Consider the following 15,950-nt stretch of genomic DNA (forward strand, 5'->3'; position numbering starts at 1 on the left):
TCGACCAGGTTCGTTCCAGTCCAGACCGCCGTCAACGTGTCAGGCGATGGCCCGGCTGTTGCCATTCCAGCGGCGGATCACGTCGGCGACCTCCGAGACCGGGACCGGGCGGCTGAACAGGTATCCCTGAACCTCGTCGCAGCCCTCCGCGCGAAGCTGGGCGAGCTGCGCCTCGGTCTCCACGCCCTCAGCGGTCGTCGTCATGCCGAGGCTGGCGCCGAGCCCGATCACCGCGCGGACGATGAAGTCCGTCCCGTCCTTGATGCACAGGTCGCGCACGAAGGACTGGTCGATCTTGATCTTGTCGAAGGGGAAGCTGCGCAGGTAGCTGAGCGACGAGTAGCCGGTGCCGAAATCGTCCATGGCGACGCGGACACCGAGCGCCTTCAGGCTGTGCAGGATCGCCGTCGTGGACCCGGGATTCGCGACGAGCACCGATTCCGTGATCTCCAGCTCCAGCCGCCGGCCCGGCAGGCCGGTCCGCCGCAGGGCCTCCCGGACGGCCGTAACGAGGCTCGCCGACGTGAACTGCACGGCCGAGACGTTGACGGCGACCTTGAGCCCGTCCGGCCAGTGGGCGGCCACCTCGCAGGCGCGGCGCAGGACCCATTCGCCCAGCGGCACGATCAGTCCCAGTTCCTCCGCAATCGGGATGAACTCGGCCGGCGAGATGAAGCCGCGGACCGGATGATTCCAGCGCAGCAGGGCCTCGAACCCGCAGACCCGGTCGGTGTCGAGGCTGTAGATCGGCTGGTAATAGACCTCGAAGGCCTCCCGGGTCAGCGCCTCGCGCAGGTCGCGCTCGAGGAGCCGGCGCGCCTGCAGACGGGCATCCATCTCGGGCTCGAAGAACCGGAACGAACCGCGCGCCTCGGTCTTGCCCCGGTCGAGGGCAACCTCGGCATTCTTCAGGAGCTTGTCGCAGCTCGTGCCGTCGCTCGGCGCGAGGGTGATGCCGATGGTCAGCCCGACGCTGACCTCGTGGCTGCTCAGGCTGTAGGGCGCGCCCACCACCTCGATGATCCGGCGCGCCAGCACCGCGGCGTCCTCGGGCCGGTCGATGCCGCGCTGAACCACGATGAACTCGTCGGCCCCGAGCCGTGCGACGCAATCGATCTCGCGCACGCAGGCGGTCAACCGGTTGGCCACGGCGGCGAGCAGCTCGTCTCCGACCCCATGCCCGAGGGTCTCGTTCACGGGCCGGAAGTCGTCGAGATCGATGGCGAAGACCGCAAAGCCATAGTCGCGCCCGGCCTGGGCGACCGCCATCTCGATCTGCTGGCCCAGGGCCACCCGGTTCGGCAGCCCCGTCAGCATGTCGTGATGGGCCAGGAAGGCGATGCGCGCCTCGGCGCGACGGCGCTCGGTCACGTCCTCATAGGTCGCCACGAAGCCGCCATCAGCCGTCTCGCGCCGATCGATGGCGACGATCCGGCCGTTGCTGAGTTCCTGGAAATGCGTGCGCCAAGCGCCGTTGTCGAAGGCTTCACGCTGCTGCCGAACCAAGGTGTCGAGGTCGCAGCCCGGATGATTGCCGGCCACGAGGCTGGCTCTCATGACTTCGAGCGTCGTCATCCCGGGCACGACGGCGCGCGGCGCTAGGCCGTAGATCTCGCTGTAGCGCCGATTGACCACCATCAGGCGGTCCTGGGCGTCGTAGAGGCAGAGCCCCTGGGACATGTTGTCGAGGGCCGCGTCGAGGCGGAGATTCGTCAGCGTGAGCCGGTCTTCCTGCTCCTTGAGCAGGCTGATGTCGCTGCAGACCGCGATGAACCCGCCCTCCTGGGTCGGGCTGCGGCTGACCCGCAGCCAGCGGCCATCAGCCAGCTGGATATCACCGTCCTGGGCCAGTGCCCGGACGCAATCCTCCAGCGGCTCCGAGCCGTTGCTCATCGATCCGCCGGCCAGCCGCGCCAGGGAAGTTCCCGCCTCGATGGCAGCGCCGAGCCCTTCGAAGAACCGCAGGGCCTGGTTGTTCGCGAGGGCGATGCGGCCGGCCGCGTCGACCACCACGACACCCTCGCGCGATGTCTGGAGCGCGTCCGTCACCAACGCCTCGGCGACTCGGCGCTGGCTGACTTCGCGGGCCATCATCGCCTGGATGTTGTCGCGCATGACCGCCATGGAGCGAAGCAGACTGCCGAGCTCGTCGCGCCCGCCGGCCAGGATCCGATCCTCGAGGCGGCCGCTGGCGATGCGCTTCGCCGCGGCGGAGGCGGCGGCCAGAGGCCCTGTGATGCGGCGGTTGAGCAGCCACGCGATCATCCCGCAGATGACGACCGCGAGGGCCGCCGCGATCGCGTTGACCTGCATCTCCCGAGCGACGAGGACGCGGGCCGCCTGCCGGAAGGTGAAGCCGTCACCCGCCGTGTAGTTCACCAGCAGATCGATCTGATTGTCGACCGCGTGCGCCTGCTGATCCAGCTCGTCCCACCGTGCTGACACGGCTGTGGCGGGGTTCAGAGTCCGGCGCATCTCCTCCCAGGCGGCCACGCCCGCCTGAACCGCGCCGGCGGTGCGTACGGCCCGGTCCGACTGCGAGCGCTCCACGGCGATCGTCAGATCCTCGGCCAGCGTGGTGGAGAGTTCCGCAATCTCGGCATCCAGCTTGGCGGCCTCTGCCGCATCGTGCGCATGCATCCGGCGCGCGAACACGGTCCGCATCTTGGCGAAATCCGCTGCTGTCGCCCGCGCATAATTGATGGACATCAGCGATTCGTCGTAGGTGCGGTTGATGAGCGTGCCGATGTGCGAGATCGCCACCACCGCGTAGAGCCCGAGCAGGCCCGACAGCAGGCTCATGCACAGAAAGGCCACGAAGATCCGGCCGCGGATCGTCGTGAAGAAGCCCAGGAAGCCACGCGCCGCGTACGACAGCCCTGCTCGTGTCCGATCGTCAGTCGCTGTCTCGGGGTCTCGCATCGCACCGGCCACCGCGTCACACGTGCGGTGACATGTAATTGCTACATGTTAAGAGGCGATTAGCCCGAGCCTTTCCGAATTGGATCCATCCGCGACCACGAACTTCGGTAAAGGGTCGTCGGATACGTTCGAACTACGACATATCACGCATTCGGAAAATGATTTCTCAATGAAAAGTCGGCTAGGCTGATCCTCAGAACCCGAGGAAAAGCATGTCCGCCAATCAATTCCGGTTCTTCGTTTCCCGGCTCTCGCGGAGAGCGGCGCCCGTCGTGTCGGCGCTGGCCCTCGGCGTGGGGTGCGGTCTGCTGCTGGCCGGACAGATCCAGGCCTCGGCGATCGCTGTGTCCCAGAAAGGCCGGATGTTCCATCCCGGCAACCTCGCGGTCGCCCGCGGCGAGACGGTGACATTCGTGAACGACGACAGCGACCTGCTGCATCATGTCTTCGTCGAATCTGACACGTTCAGCTTCGATTCCGGTGACCAGGAACCGGGCAGCCGAACGCCGGTCATTTTCACCGAGCGCGGTACGTTTCAGGTGCTCTGCGGCATCCATCCCAAGATGAAGCTGGTCGTCCGGGTGGATTGAGGCGGCAGGGCCGCGATCAGCGCTGGGCCGAGCGCAGCGGCGCCGCCTCCGGGTTCGACTTGCGCCGCTCGATCGCCTGACCATCCCGAAGTTCGGGCGCCGGGCTGTAGATGATCTGGCTGTCGGCCGGCAGACCGGATTCAAGCTCCAACGTCCGCCCGAGATCGCGCTGGACCTGGATCGTCCGCCACTTCACCCGATCGTCAGGGCCCACCTCGGCGACCTGCAGGCCGTTGCTGTTGAACACGGTCGCCTCGGCCGGGACCGCGACGCTGGGCGCTTTGCGCGGGATCTTCAGGGTCACGTAGGCGTAGAGCCCGGCCCGCAGCAGGCGGTCGGGATTGGGCACATCCACCTGCGTCGTCAGGGTGCGCGAGGCGGCGTTCAGGGCGACCGAGCTGCGCTCGACGAACCCGCCGAAGGTCTTGCCCGGCATCTGGGGAACCGTGATCACCGCCTGAACGCCGGGCTTCACGCCGACCGCGTCATTCTGCGGGACATTCACGGTGATGCGCAGGGTATTGTCCTGGTCGATGCTGAGAAGCGGCGTGCCACCGTTATCGGCCCGGACCAGATCGCCGACATCGACGTTTCGGACCGTGACCACGCCGTCGAACGGCGCGATCACTCGCTCGAACGCCGTCAGCGCCTTCAGCCGGTCGACGACGGCCTCCTGAGCCTTTATGTTGGCGGTCGCGACCTTCACCCCGGCCTCGGCGGCGGCCAGCGTCGCCGCTTGGGACAGCACGCCCGCCTGCGCGTTGTCGGCGTTCTGCCGGGACGCCCAGCCCTGGACGGCGAGTGTCGTGGTCCGGTTGTTGGTGAGATTGGCGAGATTCACGTTGGCGCGTGCCTGCTCGACCTGCGCCTGCGCCTGAAGCAGCTGTGCCTTCAACTGGCCGACCTGAGCCTCGGCCTGGGCGAGCTGCTGGTCGAGGTCGGGCGCTGCGATCCGCAGGAGCAGGTCGCCGGCCTTGACCCGCGAGCCGATATCGACGCGGCGCTCGGCGATGTAGCCGGTGGCGCGCGCGGCGATCGCCGCCGTGGTGAAGGCCTGCATCTCACCCGGCAGCACGAGATCGAGCGGACCCTCGGCCCGCTCGGCCGTGACCGTGCGCACCTGCGGGACCAGATTCTTGATCCCCTCCAGCGTCGCGGTCGCCTCGGCATCCCGCTGCCAATGCCCGTAGGCGCCCCAGGCAAGAAGACCCGCTCCAGCGAGCACGACGAGCAGGAATGGCAGCTTGCCGGGCGGGGGCGGAACATCCTCGCCCGCATCGTGCGCCTTCATCGATCGGCTCTCCGCCCGGATGCTCGGCCCGGACTCGCAACGTAGCGGCCTCGGAGCAGCCCCGCCAGAGCGGGCTTTGGCCGCATCGCCCGCTAGGTGAGCCGCGGTCCCGCCGCGAGCGCGCGCCGGCTGAGCCGCTTGTGCAGGTGGACCATCAGGGCGATCCCGAACAGCGGGGTCAGAAGGTTGAGGATCGGCACCACCATCATCGCGGCGAGCAGGCAGCCGGCGCCGAGCGTCCGGACCGCGAAAACGCGGCGCATCTCGGCCGCCTCGTGGACAGGCCGGAACCGGGCGGCCGCCATCTCGAAATACTCGCGGGCGAGCAGGTAGGCGTTCGCCCCGAAGAAGGCCGCGATGCCGATGACCGGGACGAAGAAGATCACCAGAGCCGCGAGGTTGACGAGGAGCGTCACGCCCGCGAAGCGCACCGCGTAGAGCATGGCGGTGCCGAAGGGCATGGCCCGGCCGGGCGGATCGTCGGGGAAGTCGGTCCGCTCGACGATCTCGGCCGCATCGTCGAGGAAGAACCCGGCCACGAGGATCGAGACTGCCGGCATCAGGTAGGCCAGCACGACCACGAGGCCGAAACCCGCCAGGTAGTAGGCGAGGCTGTCGAGGATCGGGTACTGGGCTGAGATGTGGTGGCTCGCCTGGAACAGCTGGATCAGCCGGGTCAGCCCGAGCCAGACCAGAGCCAGGAGGCCGAGCGTCAGGCCGAGGGACTTCCAGAGGATCGCCCGCATGGGCGGCGAGAAGGTCTGGCGCAAAGCCGCCGCGGCGGACTCGACGAGCATCGGGCGATAGATCCGGCCTGCGCCGGTCGCAGCGCGGCTGCGTTGTGAAACGGGGCGGCACCGGGCGCAAGGTGGATGCCGTCGCAAGGGAACGGGTACGGGGAACACGTGTGGAGGATGCAGCGGTGACGGTCACGATCCCATCGGCTCCCGGCGCGCGGGGCTCGGATCCGTCACGCGGGCCGGCCTACCGGCCGCGGCTCGCGCCTTTGCCTGCGGCGCCGGAGGTGCTGGTGATCGGGGCGGGGGCGGCCGGGATCGGCGCGGCCCGGGCGCTCGTCGCGCGGGGCGTCCCGGTTGCGGTGCTGGAAGCGCGCGACCGGGTCGGCGGTCGCGCCCACACGGTGTCGCTGCGCGGCCATGCCCTCGATCTCGGGGCCCACTGGCTCCATGCGGGCCCGATCAACCCCCTGGTGGCGCTGGGCCGGGCGCGCGGGGAGCGGCTGCGCCGGGCGCCGCAGGACAGCCATGTCTGGGTCGATGGCCGTCGCGGGCGGGCCGACGAGGTGCGGGCCAATGCCCGGGCCTTCGCGCGGGCCGACCAGGCCATGACCCGCGGCGCCGCGCAGCCCGGCGCCGACCGACCGGCGGGCAGCGCGCTGCCGTCCGGGCTCGGGCCTTGGGGCGCGCGGGTGGCGCAGGTGCACGGGCTCGTCTCCGGGCGGCCGCTGAACGAGGTCTCGCTCCACGATTTCCCGAGCCTGGAATACAGCGACAACTTCTTCCTCGCCGACGGCTATGGCAGCTATCTCGCCCGCCTCGCCGACGGGCTGCCGGTGGCGCTCGCGACGCCGGTTACGCGTATCGACTGGTCGGGCGGCCGCGTTCGCGTCACCGCTGCGGACGGTGCCGTGCATGCGGCCCGTGCGGTGATCGTCACCGTGCCGATGATGGTTCTGCGCGACGGGCCGAGCTTCACGCCGCCTCTGCCGAACGCGGTCCGCGCCGCGATCGACGGCTTCACCACGGGCATCTACGAGCACGCGGTGCTGCACTGGCCGTCGAGCCCGTTCCGGGGCCGGGACCGACTGGCGGCGATCCACGGACGGCGGCACGCGCCGCCCGGACTGCTTACCCGGATCGACGGCACGCCGTTCCACTATTACGAGCTCGATCTCCACGAGGCCGCCGCCATCGATGCGGCCGGGTCGGGGCCGGACGGCGTTCGCCGGCATGTCCGCGCGGTTCTGGCCGACCTGTTCGGCCGGGCGCGGCTGCGCGACCTGACGATCCCGGCGGTGAGCACGTGGCGCCACGACCCATGGTCCCGGGGATCTTGGGCCGTGGTCCCGCCGGGCCACGCGCCGGCGCGGCACTTCCTGCGCGAGCCCCTCGGTGACACGGTCTGGTTCGCCGGAGAGGCGCTGTCCCGCGAGCAGTGGGGCACCGTGGGCGGCGCCTACGCGGAGGGCACCCGCGCCGCCGAGGCCGTCGTCGAGCGTATCCGCGCGGGCACAGCCTGAGATGCGCACGCCCGTCCGGCGGCCGAGCGGCTTGCCGCAGCCGGGCAAGACGGGCATCCCCCGGACACTTCGCTTCAGGGGGCGGCCATGGATTGGATCGAGGGGATCGGCTACCTCGGCACCGTATTGACCATCTCGGCCACCGCGATGAGCACGATGATCCCGCTGCGGATCATCTCGCTCTGCGCGAGCTGCGCGGTGATCACCTACGGGATCCTGATCGGCAGCATGCCGGTCGTGCTCACCGAGCTGATCCAGATGCCGTTCAACGCGTACCGGCTCTGGCAGATGCTCCGGCTCGTCCGCGACGTGGAGACGGCCGCCGACGGCGACCTGTCCCTCGAATGGCTGCGGCCGTTCGGCTCGCGGCGCCCGTTCGGGATCGGCGAAGTGGTGTTCCGCAAGGGCGATACCGCCGACGAGATGTACTACATCGAGAGCGGCGCGTTCCGGATCCCGGAGGTCGGCATCGAGGTGCGCAAGGGCGGCATCGTCGGCGAGTTGGGCCTGCTGGCGCCGGGCAATGCCCGCACCGCGTCTCTGGTCTGTGTCGAGGCCGGCCACGCGCTGTGCGTGTCCTATTCTGACGTCAAGCAGCTCTATTATCAGAACCCGGAATTCGGCTTCTACTTCCTGAAGCTGACCAGCGAGCGCCTGTTCCAGAGCGGCCAGCGCTCGCCGGAGCCCGCGACCGCGGCCGACACCCTGTAGGGGCGCCGGCCCGCTCCGGTCAGAGCATGCTCGGCAGGATCCGGTCCGGCGGCCGGTGGCCGTCCATGAAGGTCTTGATGTTGATGATGACCTTCTCGCCCATATCGGTGCGGCTCTCGTAGGTCGCAGAGCCCATATGCGGCAGCAGGACCACCTTGCCCTGGCGGGCGAGCTTGACGAGCCGCGGGCTGACCGCGGGCTCCTGCTCGAACACGTCGAGGCCGGCCGCCGAGATCTCGCCGCCCTCGATCAAGCGGGCCAGCGCGTTCTCGTCGATCACCTCTCCGCGGGCAGTGTTGACCACGACCGCCTCGGGCTTGAGCAGCTTGAGCCGCCGCGCCGACAGGAGGTGGTAGGTCGCCGGCGTGTGCGGGCAGTTGACCGACACGATGTCGACCCGCGCCAGCATCTGGTCGAGGGATTCCCAGTAGGTGGCGTCGAGCGCGCTCTCGATCGCCGCCGGGACGCGGCGTCGGTTGTGATAATGGACCTGCAGGCCGAAGGCCCGGGCGCGCTTGGCCAGCGCCTGGCCAATCCGCCCCATCCCGACGATGCCGAGGCGCTTGCCGGTGATCCGCCGGCCGAGCATCCAGGTCGGCGACCAACCCGTGGTCCACTCGTCGTCCGGAATGATGCGCGCGCCTTCGGTGACCCGGCGGGCCACGGCGAGGATCAGCGCCATCGTCATGTCGGCGGTGTCCTCGGTCAGCACGCCGGGCGTGTTGGTGACCGTGATGCCGCGCTCCAGCGCCGCCGCCACGTCGATGTGATCGACGCCATTTCCAAAATTGGCGATCAACCGCAGGTTGGGACCGGCCTGGGCAATGAGCCCGGAATCGATCTCGTCGGTCACGGTGGGGACCAAGACGTCGGCCTCGCGCAGCCCGGCCGCGAGGGCCTCCGCGGTCATCGGCGCGTCGTCGGGATTGAGCCGGACGTCGAACAGCTCGCGCATCCGCGTCTCGACGGCATCCGGCAGGCGCCGCGTCACGACCACCAGCGGCTTGCGCTTCGACACGTCTCTCTCCCCTGTCGGCCCCGCGGCCCTGATTTCAGTTCGTGCCCGGTGGCTCTCGCCCGGACCGCTTCCCGCAAGCGTCCGTTAACCGAACTCGGCCAGACAGGATCGATCACGAGGCGCCGGTCCCGGAGCCTGTTTCGACCCATCGGCCTCTCTACCAGAGGTGGGCCGGAACACAATCGGAAGCCGGCCCGGCCCGCTTGCCGAACGCGTCCCGCATGCCGAACGCGTCCGCACGTGGCATGGCCGGCGCCCACCATCGTCACGTCCGGAGCGGGATTGGACCATGCGCGTGTCACGCCTCACCTTCGCCGTCGCGGCGCTGCTGTTGGGCAGTCCCGCGACCGTCGCCGTGGCCGCGCCGTCCGCCCCGCCCGAGGCGGGCGTCGGGCCGGTCACCAAGCTGCCGCTGCCGCGCTACGCGAGCCTCAAGACCGATCGCGTCAACCTCCGCGAGGGTCCGTCCAAGGATCACCGCACCCTGTGGGTGTTCCAGCGCGCCGGATTGCCGGTGGAGATCGTCGGCGAATTCGAGACCTGGCGCCGGATCCGGGATTCGGAAGGGACCGAGGGCTGGGTTCTGCACTCGCTGCTCTCGGGACGGCGCACCGCCATCGTCAATGCCGGACCCGACAAGGGGGCCGAGAAGGCGGCCGTCTCGCTGCGCGCCCGCGCTGATGACGGCGCCGAGGACGCGGCGCGGCTTCAGACTGGCGTGATCGGCAGCGTGAAGAACTGCACCGGGACGTGGTGCCGCCTGATCGTCGCCCTCCCGAACAAACGGGATGTGGACGGCTACATCCGGCAGAACCGCCTCTGGGGCGTCTACCCGAACGAAGTGGTGGAGTAGGGGGTCGTCAGGCGGAGGCGGGCGGATCAGCTCCGGCCGCGACGATCGCCGATATTTGGCGGACTGTGCTCGCCCGATAGCACCGCGTCATCCCGGGGCCGCGCAGCGGAGCCCGGGATCCAGAGACACAGGTCGCTCGAAGTCTTGCCCGCCTCGGCGGCTCAGAATTCCGGGCTCGCCTACGGCGACCCGGAATGACGCGGCGATTGAACGGCCGTCGAATGCCCCCCCGAGAAGGACGCGCCGAAGACTAACGGCGCATCCTACGTTCAGCTCTGGCGGCGACCGGCCGGCCGGCTACGGCGCAAGCGAACGATGACCTCGACGCCGGCGATCTCCATGCCCTCGGGCGCCTCGGGGAGCGAATCGACCGTGATGCCGCAATCCGGCATGTCGATCACCTGGCTCTCGTCCTCGAGATAGAAGTGGTGATGCTCGCTCGGGTTCGTGTCGAAATATGCCTTCGATCCGTCGAGCGCGAGCTGGCGCAGAAGCCCAGCCTCGGTGAACTGGTGCAGCGTGTTGTAGACGGTCGCCAGCGAGACCGGCACCTTGGCGCGCATGGCCTCGTCGTAGAGCATCTCAGCCGTCAGGTGGCGATCACCCCGGCCGAACAGGAGCCAGCCCAGGGACAGACGCTGCCGCGTCGGCCGCAGGCCGGCGCGACGCAGGCGGTCGCGCAGGTCGGACAGCGGGCAGCCGCGGCGCGGAGTCCCGTTGGGCTCCAGCTGGGGGGCTGGGACCCGGCCGTTGAAGACGGCCTGGAATGGCACCGATTCGGACATCGCTGGACTGAACGCTCGACTGGGGGCCTGAAGGAACGGACTTCCATTCAGTATATTGAAGTGGTCAGGCTGTCGCAACCCGAACGTCGCCGCACCCCTGCCGGAGCGGTTGACGACTTTAACGGTGCGTCGCCCCGTGCTAACCCGCGCGCCGAACGACCGGACTCGCATCGTCCGACAGATCCGAGGAAACAGCCGCCTACATGCCGCCAGACGCCGAGACACCCGTGCAGAGCGCGAACCGCCGGTCGCACTATTCCTACGAGGATCTTCTGGCCTGCGGGCGCGGTGAACTCTTCGGACCGGGCAACGCGCAGCTGCCGCTGCCGCCGATGCTGATGTTCGACCGGATCACGTCGATCGCGACCGATGGCGGCGCCCACGGCAAGGGCCACGTTACGGCCGAGCTCGACATCCGACCCGACCTCTGGTTCTTCCCCTGCCACTTCCAGGGCGATCCGGTGATGCCGGGCTGCCTGGGCCTCGACGCCCTGTGGCAGATGCTCGGCTTCCATCTCGGATGGCTCGGCTCGCCCGGCCGCGGCCGCGCCCTCGGGGTGGGCGAGGTCAAGCTCGCCGGGCAGGTGCTGCCGTCGATCAAGAAGGTCGTCTACAACGTCGACGTGAAGCGCGTTCGCCAGGGCAAGCTCGTGCTCGGGATTGGCGACGGCTGGCTCGAAGCCGATGGCGAGCGCGTCTACCAAGTGCAGGACATGCGGGTCGGCCTGTTCCAGAGCTGAGCGGGCTCCGCGAGGCTGCCGTTTACGGCTCGGCTGCAACGCCGAACGCTTTCGGCTGTTGAGATTGTGTCCGCGTCACCTTAGCTGACCGGAACGCGGCACGGGCAACCGAAGCCGCGACGGAGGTAGTGTCACCATCATGCGCCGCGTCGTCATCACCGGGATGGGCATCGTCTCGTCCATCGGCAACAACACGCAGGAGGTGCTCGCCTCCCTGCGCGAGGCCCGCTCGGGCATCGCGCGCGACGCCAGCTACGCCGAGCACGGCTTCCGGAGCCAAGTCTCCGGGGCGCCGACCCTCGATCCGGAGGGCGTGGTGGACCGGCGCGCCATGCGCTTCCACGGCGGCGGCACCGCTTGGAACCACGTCGCCATGGATCAGGCGATCCAGGATGCGGGCCTCGATCAGGGCGACATCTCGAACGAGCGCACCGGCATCATCATGGGCTCGGGCGGCCCCTCGACCCGCGTGATCGTCGAGGCTGCCGCGACGGCCCGCGAGAAGGGCCCGAAGCGTATCGGCCCGTTCGCCGTTCCCAAGGCGATGTCGTCGACCGCTTCGGCGACGCTGGCGACGTGGTTCAAGATCCGCGGCGTGAACTACTCGATCTCGTCCGCCTGCGCGACGTCGAACCACTGCATCGGCAATGCCGCCGAGATCATCCAGGGCGGCCGGCAGGACATCATCTTCGCCGGCGGCTGCGAGGATCTCGACTGGACCCTATCGGTACTGTTCGACGCGATGGGCGCGATGTCGTCAAAGTACAACGACACGCCTGCTCGGGCGTCGCGCGCCTACGACGCCAACCGCGACGGCTTCGTCATCGCGGGCGGTGCCGGCGTGCTGGTGCTCGAGGAGCTGGAGCACGCCAAGGCCCGCGGCGCGCGGATCTACGGCGAAGTGGCGGGCTACGGCGCCACCTCGGATGGGCACGACATGGTCGCGCCGTCAGGGGAGGGCGCGGTGCGCTGCATGCGTCAGGCCCTGGACGGGCTGAAGGGCGCGCGGATCGACTACATCAACCCGCACGCCACCTCGACGCCCGTGGGCGACGACAAGGAGATCGAGGCGATCCGCGAGGTGTTCGGGCGCGGCGAGGCCTGCCCGCCGATCTCGGCCACGAAGTCGCTGACCGGCCATTCGCTCGGGGCCACCGGCGTGCAGGAGGCGATCTACAGCCTGCTGATGATGAACAACGGCTTCATCTGCGAGAGCGCGCATATCGACGAGCTCGATCCCGCCTTTGCCGACATGCCGATCCTGCGCAAGCGCCGGGACGACGCCAAGCTCGGTCACGTGCTGACCAACTCGTTCGGATTCGGCGGCACCAACGCGACGCTGGTCCTCAAGCACGTCGACGCATGACAGCGCAGCACCCGGAACTGCCGCTCGAGAGCGGCGTTTACCGGATGTTGAGAGGCGATGGTGGCGATGGGGACCTTCATCTTCGGAACTTTGGGTGGGCTGGTTATCGCCGGTTGCGCGGCGATCTACGCCAGACAGGCCCTGATCGAAGAGGCGCAGTCCGAAACGGACGGGCATTTCTGAGCCCATCCGGCACCTCGTGAACGCCCCGCCCGAACGGTGGGGCTTTTTTTTGGCCGCTCGCGGGGCTCGGCCGGTTTGGATCGAGCGGCGAGCCGCGCTAAGGCACGCTGTCGCGGTTCGGTCGTTCCGGTCGTGGCCCGCCCCGATGTCGTCGGGGCGGCGTCCTCGTTCGAGATGTGAGTCGGCATGACGGGTTTGATGGCGGGCAGGCGCGGCCTGATCATGGGTGTCGCCAACGATCACTCGATCGCCTGGGGCATAGCCAAGGCTCTCCACGACCAGGGCGCTCAGCTCGCCTTCACCTACCAGGGCGACGCCCTAGGCCGGCGCGTGGCGCCGCTCGCCGCGAAGCTCGATTCGGACATCGTCCTGCCCTGCGACGTGGAGGACCTGGCCTCCGTGGACGCGACCTTCGAAGCCCTGGACGCGCGGTTCGACGGCGGCCTCGACTTCGTGGTCCATGCCATCGGCTTCTCCGACAAGGCGCAGCTCAAGGGCCGGTACGTGGACGTCACCACGCGCGAGAACTTCGTGCGGACGATGACAATCTCATGCTTCTCCTTCACGGAGATTGCCCAGCGCGCGGCCAAGCGCATGACCAACGGCGGCTCGCTGCTGACCCTGACCTATGGCGGCGCCACAAGGGTCATGCCGAACTACAACGTCATGGGCGTCGCCAAGGCGGCGCTGGAAGCCTCGGTGCGCTATCTCGCGAGCGATCTCGGGCCGGACGGGATCCGGGTGAACGCGCTCTCGGCCGGGCCGATGCGGACGCTCGCCGGAGCGGGCATCGCCGACGCGCGGCTGATGTTCAACCACCAGCGGGCCCACGCGCCTCTGCGCCGGACGGTCAGCCTGGAGGATGTCGGCGGCTCGGCACTCTACCTGCTCTCGCCGCTCTCAGGCGGCGTCACCGGCGAAGTCCATTTCGTCGATGCCGGCTACAACATCATCTCGATGCCGCGCCCGGACGTGCTCCAGGCACAGGACGCGGCGGGTGTCGTCGGCGATTCCTGAGGCCGCTCACTCCTCCGGGATGCGCCCCGGGGGCAGGGGGGCCTGTCCGCCGCGTTCGCCGCGGGTGACCCGGCGCTGGCGCTCGGCGCGGACATCCTCGGCCGACGGCGGCGCGGAGGGATAGTTCGACGCGAACGGGTTCGGCGGGGTGCCGCGCGACGAGCCGCCGAAGAGCTTATCGAGGAAACCCTCCTCAGCGGCGGCGGGCTGCGCGGCCAAGATGAGGGCGAGCGCGAAGATCTGTCGTATCGGCATCATCGTCGTCAGCATGCGGAGACCCAGCGTCGATAATCTCACTTTCGGGCGGATCGGAGGCTGAAAGCCGCGCCGCCTGGAACCCCAGCGCCTCCGGCGGGTTCGCGGACAGCAATTCCAGCCGCGTACAGGAGGCGTAATGTCCGAGGTTACCTATCGCATCGTCGAACACGACGGCGGCTTCGCCTACAAGGTTGGTGACGTCTTCTCCGAAACCTTCCCCAGCCGCGAGGAGGCGCTGCAGGCGGCTCAGGCAGCGGCGGCGGAGCAGCAGGTCCCGGGCTCGACGGAGGGCATCCGCTACCAGGACCAGGCCGGCGGCTGGCACGACGAGACCGCGCAGGGCAACGACCGGCCGCGCGCCAAGGTCGTGGAGTAAGTTCGCGGGACCGAGCGGCCATGCGCGATCCTGCTGACCGACGGGGACCAACGTGGCGCGCGCCCGGGCCGTGAAGCCGGCGGCGCGCGCCGAGACTTCGAAGGCGCGCGCCCTGCCGAAGGGCGCGCGTCGCACGACCCCAACTCCCGAGACGCTGGCGGCGCTCGGTCCGGATCGCCTCATCGCGCTGATCCTCGGCGAGACCGCACGCAATGCAGCCTTCAAAAAGCTGGTGAGCGCGGCTCTCGCTTCGCTGCAGGGGCCGGACGCCGTCGCGGCGATTGTCGACCGGCGGCTCACCGCCCTCGAAGGGGCCCAGTCCTATATCGACTGGCAGAAGCGCCGCACCTTTACGGCCGATCTCAACGCGACGGTGACGGTGATCCTCAACGAGTTGCGTCCGCTCGATCCCGCCGCCGCCCTCGACCGGCTGAGGCGCTTCCTCGACGGAGCCGATGCCGTCCTGAACCGTGTCGATGACAGCAACGGGACGATCCAGGGCGTCTTCGAGCGGGCCTCCGACGCCTTCGTTAAGATCGCGGCCGGACTCCCGCCAGAGGATACCGCCCGGGTGGCCGCCAGCCTTGTGGCCTCCTTCGGCGACGACCCTTTCGGCCCTCTGGGTTCCGTCCTTGCCGACATGGTGCCCAAGCTCGCCGAGGACGCCCTCGCCGATATCGACTCCCGCCTCGCGCAGGCGGCTGCGGCTCTTCCGAAAACCGGCAATCCGCGCAGCGAGGCGAGCTCTCGCCGGGAGGCGGCGCGCGCTCAGATCGTGCGCCTGCGCCAGGCCATCGCCGACCGTCGCCGCGATCCGGATGCCTACATCGCCCTGGAGGCCGCGATCCTGCCGGGCCGCGAGAACCGGGTCGAGGTCGCACGCCGTCTTCTCGACGCCGGGCGCGCGGCCGAGGCGCTCGATTGGATCCGACGGATGCAGGATCCTGGCCTCCGCATCGCCACCCGGGCCGACCTGATCGCGGGCTTTGACCTGCGCGGGCCGGAGCGTGAGCGGCAGGCGCTAGAGATCGAAATCCTCGAGAAGCTCGGCCGAACCGAGGAGGCGCAGGCGCTGCGCTGGGCCCGGTTCGAGCGCGATCTCGATGCGCCGATGCTACGCACCTTCCTGGCCAAGCTTCCGGATTTCGACGACGAGGAGGCGCTCCAGCGGGCCCTCGATCATGCCGAGACCTTCCCGCAGCCCCATCGCGCGCTGGCCTTCCTGGCCGCGTGGCCCGATCTGCGTCGCGCCGCGAAGCTGGTGACGGACCGACCGACAGTTTGGCAGGGCGACCAGTACGCCGTGCTGGCGCCCGCAGCCGACGCCCTCGCCCAGGACCATCCGCTTCCCGCGACGATCCTGTACCGCCGGCTCCTCGACGGCATCCTCGAATTCGGGCGCAGCGCAGCCTACACCCATGGGGCACGCTACCTCATGGAGTTGGACGGTCTGGCCGAGCGGATGGAGCCCGGCGCGATCAGCCCGGACCCGCAGGCTTACCGTGAGGCACTGCGGCGCGAGCACGGCCGCAAGCACGCCTTCTGGAACCTCGTCAGAGACTGAGCCGGACCTTCGGTCC

15 protein-coding genes are annotated in these 15,950 nt (G+C 69.3%); 9 read left to right on the forward strand and 6 right to left on the reverse strand.

The window, feature by feature from the left end:
• Positions 1-39: 39 nt before the first annotated feature.
• Positions 40-2,922 (reverse strand): EAL domain-containing protein, encoded by a 2,883-nt coding sequence (locus ABIE45_RS12880; RefSeq protein ID WP_192707075.1) that lies wholly within the window; start codon positions 2,920-2,922, stop codon positions 40-42.
• Positions 2,923-3,134: 212 nt separating this feature from the next.
• Here ABIE45_RS12880 and ABIE45_RS12885 point away from each other — a divergent pair, with 212 nt between their 5' ends.
• Positions 3,135-3,512 (forward strand): plastocyanin, encoded by a 378-nt coding sequence (locus ABIE45_RS12885; protein WP_192707076.1) that lies wholly within the window; start codon positions 3,135-3,137, stop codon positions 3,510-3,512.
• Between the two features lie 16 nt (positions 3,513-3,528).
• On the opposite strand, the gene ABIE45_RS12890 is transcribed toward ABIE45_RS12885, so the two are convergent.
• Both ABIE45_RS12890 and ABIE45_RS12895 read right to left on the reverse strand, forming a co-directional pair.
• On the reverse strand, positions 3,529-4,803 hold the full coding sequence (locus ABIE45_RS12890; RefSeq protein ID WP_192707077.1) for an efflux RND transporter periplasmic adaptor subunit: 1,275 nt from the start codon (positions 4,801-4,803) through the stop codon (positions 3,529-3,531).
• Between the two features lie 92 nt (positions 4,804-4,895).
• On the reverse strand, positions 4,896-5,600 hold the full coding sequence (locus tag ABIE45_RS12895) for a sulfate transporter family protein (RefSeq protein WP_192707078.1): 705 nt from the start codon (positions 5,598-5,600) through the stop codon (positions 4,896-4,898).
• Between the two features lie 227 nt (positions 5,601-5,827).
• On the opposite strand from ABIE45_RS12895, the gene ABIE45_RS12900 reads away from it, so the two are divergent.
• Positions 5,828-7,063: an NAD(P)/FAD-dependent oxidoreductase gene (locus tag ABIE45_RS12900; RefSeq protein ID WP_192707380.1), complete on the forward strand. Its 1,236-nt coding sequence runs from the start codon at positions 5,828-5,830 to the stop codon at positions 7,061-7,063.
• Positions 7,064-7,150: 87 nt separating this feature from the next.
• On the forward strand, positions 7,151-7,774 hold the full coding sequence (locus ABIE45_RS12905) for a cyclic nucleotide-binding domain-containing protein (protein ID WP_192707079.1): 624 nt from the start codon (positions 7,151-7,153) through the stop codon (positions 7,772-7,774).
• Between the two features lie 19 nt (positions 7,775-7,793).
• Here the strand turns inward: ABIE45_RS12905 and ABIE45_RS12910 are convergent, their stop codons facing one another.
• Entirely contained in the window at positions 7,794-8,792 is a 999-nt protein-coding gene (locus ABIE45_RS12910) for a D-glycerate dehydrogenase (protein ID WP_192707080.1), read from the reverse strand.
• A gap of 289 nt (positions 8,793-9,081) precedes the next feature.
• On the opposite strand from ABIE45_RS12910, the gene ABIE45_RS12915 reads away from it, so the two are divergent.
• Positions 9,082-9,645: an SH3 domain-containing protein gene (locus ABIE45_RS12915; RefSeq protein WP_192707081.1), complete on the forward strand. Its 564-nt coding sequence runs from the start codon at positions 9,082-9,084 to the stop codon at positions 9,643-9,645.
• Positions 9,646-9,914: 269 nt separating this feature from the next.
• Here ABIE45_RS12915 and irr read toward each other — a convergent pair whose 3' ends face one another.
• On the reverse strand, positions 9,915-10,430 hold the full coding sequence (gene irr, locus ABIE45_RS12920) for a Fur family transcriptional regulator Irr (RefSeq protein WP_238198595.1): 516 nt from the start codon (positions 10,428-10,430) through the stop codon (positions 9,915-9,917).
• A gap of 203 nt (positions 10,431-10,633) precedes the next feature.
• Here irr and fabA point away from each other — a divergent pair, with 203 nt between their 5' ends.
• From fabA to fabI, 3 genes are all read left to right on the forward strand, one after another.
• Positions 10,634-11,170 carry a 3-hydroxyacyl-[acyl-carrier-protein] dehydratase FabA gene (gene fabA / locus ABIE45_RS12925; protein WP_192707082.1) on the forward strand — a complete coding sequence of 179 codons (537 nt, stop codon included), beginning with the start codon at positions 10,634-10,636 and terminating at the stop codon, positions 11,168-11,170.
• Positions 11,171-11,309: 139 nt separating this feature from the next.
• Positions 11,310-12,536: a beta-ketoacyl-ACP synthase I gene (fabB, locus tag ABIE45_RS12930; RefSeq protein ID WP_192707083.1), complete on the forward strand. Its 1,227-nt coding sequence runs from the start codon at positions 11,310-11,312 to the stop codon at positions 12,534-12,536.
• 369 nt (positions 12,537-12,905) lie between these two features.
• The gene (gene fabI / locus ABIE45_RS12935) at positions 12,906-13,736 is read left to right on the forward strand and encodes an enoyl-ACP reductase FabI (protein WP_192707084.1); all 831 of its coding nucleotides are present in this window, start codon (positions 12,906-12,908) and stop codon (positions 13,734-13,736) included.
• 6 nt (positions 13,737-13,742) lie between these two features.
• On the opposite strand, the gene ABIE45_RS12940 is transcribed toward fabI, so the two are convergent.
• Positions 13,743-14,006: a hypothetical protein gene (locus tag ABIE45_RS12940; RefSeq protein ID WP_373622325.1), complete on the reverse strand. Its 264-nt coding sequence runs from the start codon at positions 14,004-14,006 to the stop codon at positions 13,743-13,745.
• 124 nt (positions 14,007-14,130) lie between these two features.
• Here ABIE45_RS12940 and ABIE45_RS12945 point away from each other — a divergent pair, with 124 nt between their 5' ends.
• Both ABIE45_RS12945 and ABIE45_RS12950 read left to right on the forward strand, forming a co-directional pair.
• Complete coding sequence (locus tag ABIE45_RS12945) at positions 14,131-14,370, forward strand: hypothetical protein (RefSeq protein WP_192707085.1); 240 nt, start codon at positions 14,131-14,133, stop codon at positions 14,368-14,370.
• A gap of 52 nt (positions 14,371-14,422) precedes the next feature.
• Positions 14,423-15,934, forward strand: coding sequence for a DUF6880 family protein (locus ABIE45_RS12950; RefSeq protein WP_373622326.1), 1,512 nt, complete (start codon positions 14,423-14,425; stop codon positions 15,932-15,934).
• Positions 15,935-15,950 lie beyond the last annotated feature (16 nt).

Source organism: Methylobacterium sp. OAE515, from assembly GCF_041806315.1.
Lineage (GTDB): Bacteria > Pseudomonadota > Alphaproteobacteria > Rhizobiales > Beijerinckiaceae > Methylobacterium > Methylobacterium tardum.

Excerpts from the sequence above, each read along its gene's own strand:
- ABIE45_RS12880 (WP_192707075.1), bottom strand. The coding sequence starts at position 2,922 with ATGCGAGACCCCGAGACAGCGACTGACGATCGGACACGAGCAGGGCTG.
- ABIE45_RS12885 (WP_192707076.1), top strand. The coding sequence starts at position 3,135 with ATGTCCGCCAATCAATTCCGGTTCTTCGTTTCCCGGCTCTCGCGGAGA.
- ABIE45_RS12890 (WP_192707077.1), bottom strand. The coding sequence starts at position 4,803 with ATGAAGGCGCACGATGCGGGCGAGGATGTTCCGCCCCCGCCCGGCAAG.
- ABIE45_RS12895 (WP_192707078.1), bottom strand. The coding sequence starts at position 5,600 with ATGCTCGTCGAGTCCGCCGCGGCGGCTTTGCGCCAGACCTTCTCGCCG.
- ABIE45_RS12905 (WP_192707079.1), top strand. The coding sequence starts at position 7,151 with ATGGATTGGATCGAGGGGATCGGCTACCTCGGCACCGTATTGACCATC.
- ABIE45_RS12915 (WP_192707081.1), top strand. The coding sequence starts at position 9,082 with ATGCGCGTGTCACGCCTCACCTTCGCCGTCGCGGCGCTGCTGTTGGGC.
- irr (WP_238198595.1), bottom strand. The coding sequence starts at position 10,430 with ATGTCCGAATCGGTGCCATTCCAGGCCGTCTTCAACGGCCGGGTCCCA.
- fabA (WP_192707082.1), top strand. The coding sequence starts at position 10,634 with ATGCCGCCAGACGCCGAGACACCCGTGCAGAGCGCGAACCGCCGGTCG.
- fabB (WP_192707083.1), top strand. The coding sequence starts at position 11,310 with ATGCGCCGCGTCGTCATCACCGGGATGGGCATCGTCTCGTCCATCGGC.
- fabI (WP_192707084.1), top strand. The coding sequence starts at position 12,906 with ATGACGGGTTTGATGGCGGGCAGGCGCGGCCTGATCATGGGTGTCGCC.
- ABIE45_RS12940 (WP_373622325.1), bottom strand. The coding sequence starts at position 14,006 with ATGCTGACGACGATGATGCCGATACGACAGATCTTCGCGCTCGCCCTC.
- ABIE45_RS12945 (WP_192707085.1), top strand. The coding sequence starts at position 14,131 with ATGTCCGAGGTTACCTATCGCATCGTCGAACACGACGGCGGCTTCGCC.